The 13,783-nt window shown below is 44.1% G+C and carries 10 protein-coding genes; 8 read left to right on the plus strand and 2 right to left on the minus strand.

Annotated features, from left to right (window positions below; all coding sequences use genetic code 11):
* Positions 1-132 precede the first annotated feature (132 nt).
* The 6 genes from rpmH (at position 133) to U5K35_RS17405 (ending at position 6,147) form a co-directional block, all read left to right on the plus strand.
* Complete coding sequence (gene rpmH / locus U5K35_RS17385; protein ID WP_322572791.1) at positions 133-288, plus strand: 50S ribosomal protein L34; 156 nt, start codon at positions 133-135, stop codon at positions 286-288.
* Positions 269-733, plus strand: a complete 465-nt coding sequence (locus U5K35_RS19835) for a ribonuclease P protein component (RefSeq protein WP_416221662.1) — start codon at positions 269-271, stop codon at positions 731-733. The genes rpmH and U5K35_RS19835 overlap by 20 nt, the downstream gene beginning before the upstream one ends.
* Before the next feature lie 13 nt (positions 734-746).
* Positions 747-2,585: a membrane protein insertase YidC gene (gene yidC / locus U5K35_RS17390; protein WP_322572792.1), complete on the plus strand. Its 1,839-nt coding sequence runs from the start codon at positions 747-749 to the stop codon at positions 2,583-2,585.
* 208 nt (positions 2,586-2,793) lie between these two features.
* Positions 2,794-4,149, plus strand: coding sequence for a nodulation protein NfeD (locus tag U5K35_RS17395; RefSeq protein ID WP_322572793.1), 1,356 nt, complete (start codon positions 2,794-2,796; stop codon positions 4,147-4,149).
* Positions 4,142-4,918 (plus strand): slipin family protein, encoded by a 777-nt coding sequence (locus U5K35_RS17400; protein ID WP_322572794.1) that lies wholly within the window; start codon positions 4,142-4,144, stop codon positions 4,916-4,918. The genes U5K35_RS17395 and U5K35_RS17400 overlap by 8 nt, the downstream gene beginning before the upstream one ends.
* Positions 4,919-5,127: 209 nt before the next feature.
* Positions 5,128-6,147, plus strand: a complete 1,020-nt coding sequence (locus U5K35_RS17405) for an isoaspartyl peptidase/L-asparaginase (protein WP_322572795.1) — start codon at positions 5,128-5,130, stop codon at positions 6,145-6,147.
* Between the two features lie 1,217 nt (positions 6,148-7,364).
* Here the strand turns inward: U5K35_RS17405 and U5K35_RS17410 are convergent.
* Both U5K35_RS17410 and U5K35_RS17415 read right to left on the minus strand, forming a co-directional pair.
* On the minus strand, positions 7,365-7,865 hold the full coding sequence (locus tag U5K35_RS17410; protein WP_322572796.1) for a thioredoxin family protein: 501 nt from the start codon (positions 7,863-7,865) through the stop codon (positions 7,365-7,367).
* Between the two features lie 51 nt (positions 7,866-7,916).
* Positions 7,917-8,939, minus strand: coding sequence for a metal-dependent hydrolase (locus U5K35_RS17415; RefSeq protein ID WP_322572797.1), 1,023 nt, complete (start codon positions 8,937-8,939; stop codon positions 7,917-7,919).
* 170 nt (positions 8,940-9,109) lie between these two features.
* Here U5K35_RS17415 and U5K35_RS17420 point away from each other — a divergent pair, with 170 nt between their 5' ends.
* Positions 9,110-10,408, plus strand: a complete 1,299-nt coding sequence (locus tag U5K35_RS17420; RefSeq protein ID WP_322572798.1) for an efflux RND transporter periplasmic adaptor subunit — start codon at positions 9,110-9,112, stop codon at positions 10,406-10,408.
* 19 nt (positions 10,409-10,427) lie between these two features.
* Positions 10,428-13,547: an efflux RND transporter permease subunit gene (locus tag U5K35_RS17425; RefSeq protein WP_322572799.1), complete on the plus strand. Its 3,120-nt coding sequence runs from the start codon at positions 10,428-10,430 to the stop codon at positions 13,545-13,547.
* Positions 13,548-13,783 lie beyond the last annotated feature (236 nt).

Genomic DNA, 13,783 nt, shown 5'->3' on the forward strand with positions numbered 1-13,783 from the left:
TTGGAATACGTTCCGAAGTTATAATACTCCTATTAAAGTAAATAAAGCATTCGATTTTAAATATTTTATTCTTATTTTTGGGGTCTACCTAAAAATAGGATTTCGAATTTTAGCTAATAATTCAGTTTAGTCATGAAACGTACGTATCAACCAAGCAAGCGTAAGAGATCAAATAAGCACGGCTTCAGGAAGCGAATGAAATCTTCCAATGGGCAAAATGTGATTAAAAGACGCCGTAAAAAAGGACGCCATAAGCTTACGGTAAGTAATGAAAAAGGACCGAAATAGTCCCCCATCAAGTAATACTGATTTTTCTCTACCGCGATCAAAAATTCTTCGGGGCAAAAAAAATTTCCAACGCCTCTTCGAAAAGTCGACTGTTTTGAACACAGACTCTATCCAATTCCGATACAGAATCTACCCGGATTCATCTGAAGGCTGTTTAATTGGATTTACAGCTCCGAAGAAAAAATTTCCCAAAGCGGTACAGCGCAATAAAGCTAAACGGTTATTGCGTGAAGTGTACCGCCACCAGAAAGCCCACCTCAGTGATCTCTTTGATCAACAAACTTTTGGATTTCACGGTCTTTTTTTAGCTAACAGGCCTGATCTTTCATACAAAAGTATTGAAGATGATATGATCCCCATCCTCATAAAAACAAGAGAACGGCTTTTGCGAACAAAATTTAAATCTGGTCTTAACGATCATTCAACAACCAAAGACACTAAATAGATAGGAAGCAATTTTGGATAAGAATACGGTTACAGGACTTCTACTCATTTTTGTTCTCACGATAGCCTGGGCATGGTTTACAATGCCAAGCCAGGAAGAAATGGAGCGCCAGCAACAGGAACAGTTAAGACAGGACAGTATAGCTGCAGCTCAAGTTGAGGAAGATACAGAACCTCAGGATCCTGCTGTACAACGTGAAACGGAAATAACCGAACCGGCTCAGGAAACGCTACAGGCTACAGATCAAAACCGGCCTTCTTTTGGGGTTTTTGATAATTCAGGTATTGCGGACACCAGCCTTGCTGTAGTTCACACTCCTCTTTATGAATTAGAACTGACAAATGTTGGTGCAGGTCCTTCTAAATATACTCTGCTCGGGCATAGAACATGGGATCAGAAGTTAGTTCAAATGATTGCCGATACAACAAAATCGGCTTACTCTATGGAGTTTCTCTCCTCTCAAAATTACAATATTGAGACCGACCAACTGCTTTTTGAACCGCTGTTTGATCAAAACAAGATTTCAATATCAGACGAAGACAGTGTATCCCTTTCGTATAGGCTCCCAGTTGAAAATAATGCTTCTATTGTTTTCACGTACACCTTTTATGCAGATCACTATGCATATAACCTGGATATTGAGCTGAATGAAATGCAGCAATATATTAGCGGCACAAATGTTGAATTCGGCTGGAAGTCTCCATTGAATCTTACAGAGAAAGATCGTGTGTTGGACGCTCAAAACAGCATGGCGTACACCTATGCAGGAGGAGTTTTAGAAAAATTCAAACTTGAGGAAGCAGGACGAAATGAACAGAGAATAAACGGCACGATTGACTGGGTATCCACACGTTCTCGCTTTTTTGGTCAGTATATTAAGCCTATTACAGGTGCTAACGCGTCCATAATGATTGGTGAAGTGGACGGTGACCCAAGCGAGCAGGGAACACAGCACCACTATCAGGTATTTTTACAATCAAGCATTGTAAACAATCCCGTTCTCTCTTATGAAATGTATGCAGGGCCGCTTCGATACAACGATCTGAAAAATTATGATGAGCATGCCTATGATGTTATTGAAATAGGGTATGCACTATTCCGATGGTTTGCGGACCCACTGGTTCGTTATGCCATTATCCCATTCTTTGCATTTGGCAGCATGTTTATCTCCAACTATGGAGTATTGATCATTCTGTTTGGAGTCATCATTAAGCTGATGCTTTTCCCTCTCACCCAGAAGAGTTTCAAGAGCATGGCAGCCATGCGTGAGTTACAGCCTCAGCTTAAAGAAATACAGGAAAAGTACAAGGATGATCCTCAGAAGCAGCAGAAGGAGACTATTGCTCTTTACAAAAAAGCGAAAGTAAATCCGCTTGGAGGTTGTCTGCCTATGCTGATGCAGTTCCCAATCCTGATTACGCTCTTTTACTTCTTCCAGAATTCGATGATTATTCGACAGGAATCATTCCTATGGGCGTCTGACTTATCGGCACCGGATTATATTTTAGATTTGCCGTTCACTATACCCTTGATGGGAGATCAACTGGCCGGATTTGTACTGTTGATGTCTGCAGCTATGTTTCTTCAAACCAAAGTTACCGGCGGTATGAGTTCCGGCGCACCATCCAGCGGCGGACCAAACATGAAAGTGTTCATGTATATCATGCCGGTGATGCTGCTCTTCATCTTCAATAATTTTGCAGCCGGACTAAGTCTCTACTATCTGGTATATAATGTGCTTTCTGTTGCTCAGCAGTATATCATTAACAAGCAAACATCTTCCGATAAACCGGAAGAAGTACAAGAGGCTAAAAAGAAAGCCAGGAAAAAATTAAACAAAGGGAAGAAATAAGCCGGTCATTATATCTGATTTGTGAATTTTTTAAAAGAGGTGCTTTTCAGGCACCTCTTTTTTTTGTCAAAAAAACCTCTCCGGTATCAACTAAGGATTGTGCCTGAAAAATGTTAATATTCAGTGTCATAAATCATCAATTTATTATTCGGGCCACTTTTTACAGAAAAGCGGAACCTTTTGATTCTATTTAAACTTTGTCTGTATAATGAATAAACATTTTTTGATATCAGCTCTCCTGTTTATAGTTGGAACTGCATTTGTTATGCAGGATACCGAAACGGCCGTTACCGATACTGTTGTAACGCAACAGCAGGCCAACGGATCATCGTCGGTCAGCTTGATCAATGTAACCGGTACAATCGGGCCAACCACTACGCAGTACATTACACGTAGCCTCAAAAAATCACGTGAGGCGGGGGATGAGTTACTGATTATACAACTCGACACACCCGGAGGATTGCTCAATTCTACCCAGGATATTGTCCAGGAAATGCTTGGCAGCACTCATCCGATTGCAGTATTTGTATCGCCACAGGGAGCAAATGCGGGAAGCGCCGGAACGTTCATCACGCTAGCTGCACACATTGCCGCAATGGCCCCTGCTACAAATATTGGGGCTGCATCACCCATATCGATGGGGGGAGGAGAGATGGATACCGTTGCACAGAAAAAAATATTTAACTACTCCGAAAGCTATATTGAATCCATTGCGGAGCAAAGAGGAAGAAATACGGAGTGGGCGAAATCAGCTGTTCGCGATGGAGCATCCATTACAGCTAATGAAGCACTTGATATCAATGTAATTGACTACATTGCAGATGATGTTGATGACTTGCTTTCCAAAATTGACGGTTTAGAAGTTGAAGGAAAAATTTTAAATACGAATGGAGCAGAGAAAAACGAAATACCACAATCATTAGGTGAAATTTTCTTCAGCTTTCTGCTGCGTCCGGAAGTAATGCTCATTCTTACGCTGGTTGCGATTTACGGAATCATCGGAGAAGTAACCAATCCTGGTGGAATTATTCCCGGAGTTGCAGGAGTTATCGCTTTGATTTTATTATTATACGGTGTGGCAGCAATGCCAATTAACCTTGCAGGGTTTCTGCTCATTGGTCTGGCCATCATATTGTTTGTAGCAGAAGCTTTTACACCCGCATTTGGACTATTAATTACAGGAGGTGCTGTGGCGTTCTTTTTAGGAGCATTAATGTTATTTCAGGATCTGCCGGAAGAGATGCAGATCTCATTGTACTGGCTGATACCCGCAACCATTGTTACAGCCGCATTTTTTGGCTGGATTGTAACATATGGGATAAAATCTCTCTTTAAGCCGCCAATATCCGGGCTTGAATCTACAATAGGAAAAACTGCTGAAGTAACAGATCCTATTCTGCCAGATCAGCCGGGACGCGTTTTCTTCGACGGTGAGTATTGGAATGCTGAGAGTGAAAAGCCACTGAATGAAGGTGATATTTGCGAAATTGTTAAATTCGAAGGGTTAAAAGTAATCGTTAAACCATTAAACCAACCACAAACCAAGGAGTCTTCAAATGGATGATCCAGGATCAATTACAAACATGTTAGTGTGGATTATTACAATCGTAATATTTCTCTCCGTTTTTCTGCCGCAAATGTTCAAAATTATGAGAGAGTACGAACGGGGAGTCGTATTTCGTCTTGGTAAATTTCAAGCCACAAAAGGACCGGGCCTTATTGTCCTGATTCCTTTCATCGATAAAGTTGAGCGTGTTGACCTGCGTGTTCTTACAATTAATGTGGACAAACAAGAGGTTATTACCAAAGACAACGTAACCGTAAATGTCGATGCTATCACATTCTTCCGGGTTGTTGATGCAGAACGTGCCGTTATTCAGGTTGAGCGCTATATCGCCGCCACATCAATGATTGCACAGACTACTCTGCGAAGTGTGCTTGGTCAATTCGAATTGGATGAACTGCTGGCCGAACGTGATAAAATTAATAAGCAAATACAGGAAATCATTGATAAACAAACCGACCCATGGGGAATTAAGGTAGTATCTGTGGAAGTTCGGGATGTCATTCTTCCTGAAACCATGAAGCGAGCAATGGCTCGTCAGGCTGAAAGTGAGCGTGACAGACGTGCGAAAATTATTAATGCTCAAGGTGAATTTGAAGCGGCTGCCAAGCTGGTAGAAGCCGGTGAAATGATTGAAAAAACACCGACAGCACTTCAGCTCAGATATCTGCAAACCATGGTTGAACTCAGTGACGAGAACTCCACATTTACATTTTTACCACTACCCCTGGACTTTCTAGAGTCATTTCGAGCTAAGAAAGATCAGTAGAAGCTCTAAAAAGCGATGAAAGTTTTTCAATCTGATCTCGAAAATTTGGTATAAAAACTTACATTTTTGCTCAGAGTGACAATCCAGATTTTCATGGCTTTCTTGTAATAATTTTACCTTAAAACCCGGTACTTATAATACCGGGTTTTTTATTTTACAGTCGCTTCATCTATTTTGAACCAACTTTCAATCTTTCTAACAAATTTGATATGAACAATCGTTTTACTTTAATCTCTTCTCTGATAATCTCCCTTTTTTTATTTGCAAGCTGTACAGATCAGCCGGAAACTGAATCTGTTCAATGGGCATTGGCACTGCATGGCGGCGCCGGAACCATTTCCCAAGACCTGCCTGATTCCATAAAACAGCAGTATTACGATGGACTGGAACAGGCACTGCGAGCAGGTGAGGTTATCCTTCGCGATGGCGGTTCAGCACTGGATGCTGTAGAATACGTGGTCCGTAATTTGGAAGACAATCCTCTGTTTAATGCCGGACGCGGTGCCGTTTTCACTAAAGAAGGCCGCCACGAACTGGATGCCGCAATTATGGACGGAAGTACTCTTGGCGCCGGAGCATTGACAGGCCTGACTACCGTTAAAAATCCTATCAGCCTGGCTCGAAAAGTAATGACCGATTCACCGCATATTTTATTCTCCGGCGAAGGAGCTGAAACCTATGCTGATCAAACCGATGTAGAACGGGTTGATAACGATCATTTCCATACAGAGCGACGCTACCAGCAGTGGGAACGCGCGCAGGAAGAGGCTCGTGCCATCACTCCTGAAGAATCCATTCACGACTGGATTAAAGATACCAAGTTTGGAACCGTTGGAGCTGTTGCCTACGATGCGGATGGAAATCTTGCGGCTGCAACCTCAACAGGCGGGATGACCAACAAGCAGTTTGGCCGGGTGGGTGATGTGCCCATTATCGGTTCAGGTACATTTGCCAATCATATTGCGGCTATTTCTGCAACCGGCTGGGGCGAGCAGATCATGAGAAATGTTTCAGCAAACACCATTGCAAACTATATGGAGTTTAAGGGCGTGTCTCTTGATGAAGCAATGGATTTTGTTCTGAATGAGCGTCTTGATCCCGGTGATGCCGGATTTATCGCCGTTGATAATCAGGGTAATATCTCCATGAAGATGAACACCACAGGAATGTTCAGAGCTTCTCTCAACTCCAATGGCGACAGAACCGTAATGATCTGGGAGAACGAGTAATCGTCTAATCAATAAGTCGCCCCCGAGATCGGGGGCTTGATTAAATCTTCCGATTGAATTACCCTACCGTGGCCGGTGGGGCTACTATCGAGCGTCCCGCTATTCGCGGGACTTTTTTATTATACCTTCCCTCGTCAAGGCATGAATTGTTCTGATGTAATGTGGTAGGCATTTCTGTTTCTGATAAAAGCGTATGAGTATAGTTCAGCGTCAGCTGAACGATCGAGAGTAGGCATCCCGATTAAATGCATCGGGATGAGCGCGGGTATTTGAGCGCAAACGAAGATCAGAGTCAACGGCAACCCGGGTGACTCTCTACTCCCAATACTGACATGAACCGTCCTGCGGAGCTTGGCTGATGACAGTGAAATAGGTACCATGTTCCACTGAAGCGCGCGCAGGGTTTAGCACACCATTCAACGTAGAGGCGACGCCACTGTTGGTATTTTGGTATGCGTCATCGCTCTATTCTTAAAATAGGTTTCACTCCGTGCTATGGATTGAATAATTTAAAAAGTGAGTAAGGGTTATTTTTCTTCACCAGATTTGTCCTCTTAAACCGGATTGAAATTCTAAACCAATCCTGAGTTAAACCGCCTCATATCTGCCCTTTATTTTAAACAACGCCCTCTGTTCGGCGGTGATATTTGCGCTGTCTGATACCCCGGGTTTCGCTTCGCTTCACCCGGGGCTAGGATCGGCCGCTCTTTCAGAGCTTAACCGACTATAACAAATCGTATATCTTATAGTGCTGTAAAAGAACACCTCCCCTCTTGAGAGGGGATTGAGGGGTGTGTTAAGCAAGGTTTCTCTATAAATCACATTTTCTTCTCCTCTGTGAGCCATGGATGTTGAGTGACCGCGAGGGTAAGCCATTATTGTAGTCAATCACTCTTTTGCTTGAATCCAATAACATTCGTGTTTCTGTAGCCAAAAACTGAATCAATATTTTCTAGCTCTACAAGAGCGAACAGATAGTAGCCCAAAGCGTCAGCTTGGATTGTAAGAATGGGATACTATTACGCCGAAGAGAGTGCAAATTTATATCTCAAATCTGAGTAGAGGCGTTGATGCTGCAAATATTATTTTTCACTCTATTTTTTGATAACCGGTTTCAAACTGTACCGGCATTTCTTTGGGCTTTTTGTTTAATCTACAACGGAATAGGCGATCCGTTGTTTATGGTGTTCTGGGATTGGGATCAACACCAAATGAGATCAATTCAGATTCGTGGCCTGCAGTCCCATTTCAGATTCGGCACTTCTTAACATTTGAGCAAGGCCGCGGATATCAAGGTAGCCACGGCGACGATCGATTACATTGCCCTCAGAATCCATAATCACCGTAAATGGAAAGGCTGTGACTCCCATCAGTCCGGCAAAATCCTTTTCGGTCATCTCTTCTCCTTTATAGACAATGGTATTGCTGGCAGAGTTACCGTTTACTTTTACGGGATGGTAGCTCCGGTCAAGAACGGCCCGTATGGTGTTGGATGGATAGACTTCCCGGCTCATTTTACGGCAGAACTGGCAGCCTACTTCGTAGATATCAACCAGGATTAACCGGTCATCCTGAGGAGCTTCAGCAAGTGCTTCCGTCAGGGTCATCCAATCAGGTGCATTCTTAATATCCTGAGGCTGAATTTCCTGAATGGAGTAGTAGGCAAAAATTCCGATAAAAACGGTAATTAAGGCTCCGATGATAACCTTTCGGTTCATAATCAGTTGATGAGTTGTTTTGGAATTAGTTGACTGTAAATATACAAAGAATTAGTGAGGGCCACCCCATAATCGGTTCCAATAACGACTCAGATTTGATGTTCGTGTACTGAAATTGGGAATAGCTTGCTCAAATGTGTAAGCGTATTCGTTTTCATCAAATCGAACATAGTTTTTCCAGACGTAGGCCGCATCATCGGTAAGCCAGAAATCTCCCCTCCCAAATCGTAAATCGTAAAAAACCAGTTGATCCCCCTCCATTTCAGCTCTGTAATATCCTCTCGAAAACCATAGCAGTGTTTCGATTGCCCGGTCATTTAGGTACGGCTCAATCAGGTGGCTGTTTTTAGGGATTGCTGTAAACTCCAATAGTTTCTCTTCATCAAAAACAGAGTAGACTGAATTATAAATAGTGTCATTTTTTTCAACATAACCTGTCCAAAGAAATATAGAAGGGCCATTGGGCGTCGTTTTTATCTGTTCATACATCCCATATTGATTCTGGAATGATTCGGCAAAAACTGAATGCACATGACTTTTTATACCAAATCCCAGAATCAGATAAAGCGTGCTAATGAACAATCCGCTTCGGTTTGCAAACATCCTGGCTCGGGAACTTCGTTTGAGGGTGAGTGCGATAATCAGTCCTAAGAATAGTGGTACTGTGTAGAGCGGATCGATAATGAAGATTGAATCGAGGGTATGGGGTGTATCAGAAAACGGACGCAGTATTTGTGTACCGTATGTGGTGGGAAGGTCGATGAAGATGTGGGTTAAGAAGATAAAAAATGACATTATGCTCCATCTCACCCATCCTACTTCCAGCGATTTGTGAACGTTGTCGATAATCCAGCCAAAAATCGGGGCTGCTAAAAAACAGAACAGAAATGAGTGAGTAAATCCGCGATGAGTGCGAAGTTCAATCACGTTATCTACAAAGGGGTTGATAATAATATCCAGGTCGGGAAGCGTACCCAGTAAAACACCCCATGCGGCTGCGCGGTATCCTACCTTTTTTCCTAAAAATGCTTCTCCTACGGCAGCACCAAGAGTTGCCTGTGTAATGGAATCCATTTAATCAATTAATTATAAAGTTGAGTCAGCTGAACAATGAGGCCTGAAAAGAGGTTCAAATTTTAACAATCCCGTAATCGATTTTATAACCTTTAACAATCCGCCGGGAATGAAAGCGTGTAAATATCGTTAATTTAATATTGAAATAAACTCACTGAACAAATTTTCTGATGAAACAAACAAAGTATTTAATATTAGCACTACTGGCGGGGCTTATCTTAACAAACTGCGGTGGTGAAGAAGGGCAGGAATTTACGGCTCAAAATCGCACAGTACCTGCCGTTGAAGCCGTGCAGGCTCAATTTGGGTCTCTGCCGCTGGAAGAGAGATTAAGCGGAACTGTGCGGGCGGGCAATCAGGTTGAAATTTTTCCCCGAATAACCGCTCCCGTTCAGGAAGTTTATGTTGAGTCGGGCGATCAGGTGCAGCAAGGGGATCAATTGGTTAAGCTGAGAGATACCGAATATCGTGAACAGCTTCGCCAGACTGAGGCCAACTTTAGAATAGCTGTAGCTCAGCGGCGACAGGCTCAGGCGGCATTGAGTGAAATTGAGTCGGAACTGCGAAGACAGCAAATCTTAGCTGAAAGGGGTTTGGTAACAGAATTGGAGATGGAACAGCTTGAGGCGGAAGTGGAATCTGCAGAAGCAAGTCTTCAATTGGCTGAAGCGCAGGTTGAGCAGGCTCAGTCTACTGTTGATGAACAGGAAGCAGCTCTCGATCAAACTATAATTCGCGCACCCATTACCGGCACGGTGGGAAATCGTGCAGCTGAAATCGGTATGCAGGCGTCGCCAAACAGCAGATTATTTATTATTGGCGATTTATCTCGATCAAAAATAAACATAAATATTACTGAGCGAATGCTTCAGTATATAGAAACAGGGCAGTCGGTTCGTATTTACTCGGAAAACTTTCCTGATACGACTCTCCGTGGAGAAATTTCCAGGATATCTCCTTTTCTGGGCGAAGGCAGTTTTAGTACGGAGGCTGAAATTGATGTGAATAATGAAAGCGGATTACTATTGCCGGGTATGTTTGTAACGGTTGATGTGCTCTATGGAGAGAGCGAGCAGGCTACACTTATTCCGCTGAGCGCAATTTACCGGCACCCTCAAACCGGAGAAACGGGTGTTTATGTAGCTCCCGGTTTTGGAATTGAAACTGAAATTCTAAAGGAGATTGAAAGCAGCGGCAGTGTAGGGCAACTAAGTAACCCGACTCAAGTTGAGTTCAAATCAATTGATGTAATAGCCAGGGGACGAGAAGCTGCCGGTGTTGCCGGAATTCAGAGTGGCGATTGGGTGGTAACGGTCGGCCAAAATCTGCTTGTGCGTGCTCAGGGTGATGAGGCCCGGATACGAGGTACAAGTTGGGATAAAATTCTGAGTATGCAGAGAAAACAGCCGCAGGATCTGCTTCAGGAGATATTGAATCAAGGCATGGCTGATCAGTCTACAGCTAACTAATTTAAAATTCAGGTAGAATATGGGTATTACAGATACATCAATTAAACGGCCGATTGCCACAACCATGGTCTATCTGATCGTGCTTGTGTTGGGTGTGGTAGGCTTTCGCTACCTGCCTGTCGATTTACTGCCACCGATTGAATATCCAAGGTTGTCGGTTCAGGTAGAATATCCGAATGTTGGTCCCGAAGAGATAGAAACGATCATCACCGACCAGCTCGAAAATGCCCTTTCCGGAGTGGCGAATGTAGAAGAGATGACGTCCCAATCTCAAGAGGGATCCAGCTCTGTGACACTGAATTTTGCACAAAATACAAATCTAGACGAAGCCGCAAACGATGTGCGGGCAGCGCTCGACCGGGTGCGACGGTCACTGCCTGATGAGGCAGATAACCCCAGGGTTCGAAAGTTTGATCCCAACGACTCTCCTATTGTAATACTGGGGGCTCAAACCACCCGGTCACTTGATGAACTGACACTGATTCTGGAAGAGGAAATTGCAAGTCGCCTGGAGCAGATTCCCGGCGTTGGAGCTATTGATGTATGGGGAGGAATTGACCGTGAAATTCGGGTTGATCTGAAACGGGATAGACTGGCGGCCAGCGGTCTTACTGCAATTGATGTTCAAAATGCCATTGTTGCAGAAAATAATACGCTTCCGGGTGGGAATGTTAAAGACGGGCTCACCCAGCTCTATGTGAGAACACTGGGCGAATTTACCGATATCAATCAAATTTCTGAGACGATCATCACGCGTGTTGAAGGACGGCCGATTCGCGTTCGGGACATTGCTACCGTTGAAGATGCCTATGAAGATGTTGGACGTGTGGTTCGGATTAATGATGAACCGATGATCCGGATGGGAATCCGAAAGCAGACCGGCGCAAACACTGTTGCTGTATCTGAGGGTATACAACGAGAAGTTGATAGAATTAACTCTGAGCGCGATGATATTAACCTGTTGGTTGTGATTGATCAGAGTGATTTTATCCAGGACTCGATCGATAATGTTCAGGAATCGGCAATCTGGGGCGCACTGCTTGCAATCGTTGTCCTGTACCTCTTTTTGCGAAATGGTTCAACAACTTTCATTATTGCCACGGCCATACCGGTTTCTATTGTGGCCACGTTTGGGCTGCTTTACTTTGGCGGGTTAACTTTAAACCAAATGAGTTTTGGAGGGCTCGCGCTGGGTGTCGGCCTGATTGTCGATAATGCCATTGTGGTTCTCGAGAACATTGTTCGGCTGAGGGGCAGGGGTAAATCCCTTGCCGAGAGTTCCCTGGTAGGGACTCGCGAGGTGGGCGGAGCAATTATCGCTTCAACCATTACAACATCCGTCATTTTTCTGCCGGTGGTATTTATGCAGACCATTACCGGGACACTGTTTCAGGAGCTGGCTATCGTTGTGGTTTTTGCGCTGGCCTGTTCACTGCTTGTCGCCCTAACGCTTGTTCCCATGCTGGCAAGTAAGTTTATGACGATTAAGCCCGATTCTGAACTGACTGATAAAGATAAAGGCTGGTTTCAGAAAAAGTTTGAAAGATTTGAGGACCGATATTCTGAGTTTCTTAAAACTGCCATTCAGAGGCGATATCTTGTTTTTACAATTTCAGCGCTGTTGGTTGGCGGTTCTTTCTATGCCTTGAAGTTTGTGGATACAGAACTTGCTCCGGAAACGGAAGCCGATGAGATCAGCATTGATTTTTACATGGCTGACGGGATGAATATCGCGGTGGCTGATGATTACCTCGACGAGCTTGTGGAAAAAGTGAAGGAGATAGCCCCGATGGATCAGGTTGAATATGTATCAACCGAAGTTCGAAATGGTCGTGCAGAAGTTGAGCTGAAACTTTTGGATGCATCTGAACGAACGATAAGTTCCTACGATATGGCTGACGATATCCGGGATCAAATTGAGGGAAGTATACCGGGCGGAAGTTTCAGGGTGCAGGCTCAGACAGGGCTATGGATTTTGAGAAGAATATTCGGATCGGGCGGTGACGAAGCTATTCAGCTACAATTGCGCGGGCACGATGTGGAAATCGCAAATGAATTGGCAGAGCAGATCCGATACAGAATGGAAGAGATACCGGAAGTGCGTGATGTGCGATCGGATCGAGAGGACCGGCGACCGGAGCAGAACATTGTTTTTGACCGGGAACGCATTTCAGCTCTGGGGCTTACCGGACGTGAAGTTGCCCAGGCAATTCAGGCCAATGTGGGCGGTGTAAGAGCCGGGGTTTACCGGGAAGGCGGTGATGAATTTGATATCACAGTACGTCTTCAGGAATCTGACCGGATGAGCACCCTGGATTTGAGTAACATTTCGGTTCGAACCGCATCGGGTGAAATAATACCGGTCTCAACGGTAATTGACCAGGAAGCCGGGGAAGGTCCGGAGTCGATAAACAGGATTAATGGCCAGCGAGTGACGTATATCACTGCAAACCTGGAGGCCGGAATACCGTTAGGCAATGCTGTTGAAAAAATTCAGGCTTCACTGTCAGATCTTCAGCTGCCCATGGGATTTTCTATTGTCTATGGCGGTGAATATGAAGAGCAGCAAAAGGCTCAAACCGATTTTATAATTTCAATCCTGATGGCATTGGTGTTGATATATATGGTGATGGCGGCTCAGTTCGAGCGTTTTCTTGATCCTTTAATTGTGATGTTTTCTGTACCTGTTGCCGTTGTTGGCGTTGTCCCCACTCTGCTCCTGACCGGTACTACGCTAAACATGCAGAGTATTATGGGGGTCATTATGCTGATCGGTATTGTGGTGAACAATGCCATCGTATTGGTGGATTATATCAACCTGATGAGGCGCGACCGGAAAATGAATGTTTTTGAAGCTGTGGTGGAATCGGGCAAACTGAGATTACGGCCAATTTTAATGACCACGCTGACAACAGTACTGGGACTGCTTCCGCTTTCATTCGGACTGGGTGCCGGCGGTGAAATTCAGGCTGCACTGGCAAGAGTTGTAATCGGGGGATTAACAGCTTCCACCTTAATTACATTGGTTCTGATTCCTGTAGTCTATATTACAGCTAACGATATAAAAGTTTACATCGCTGAGAAAAGAGAAGCGCTCAGCGGATCCGGCGATTCCGTACCTGCTGCTCAAGTGGGTTGAGTTGCCAGGATCATAGTATAAAACACATTTGAAAAGTCCGTGGCGGAGAGAAACTGTTACGGATTTTTTATATAGTTATCCCGCGAAGATGGTTTTTTGTGGGGGTTACCTGATGAGATGGGCTTTTGTTTCAAGTAACTCCTGATAATATACAGGGCATGACCCCTCAGAACCAAATCATTTTCATGTTGGTTGGGTAATATATAAGTAATGATAGTCTATATATGATTTTGTAT

Origin of the sequence: Rhodohalobacter sp. (assembly GCF_034521535.1) — a bacterium.
Taxonomy (GTDB): Bacteria; Bacteroidota; Rhodothermia; order Balneolales; family Balneolaceae; genus Rhodohalobacter.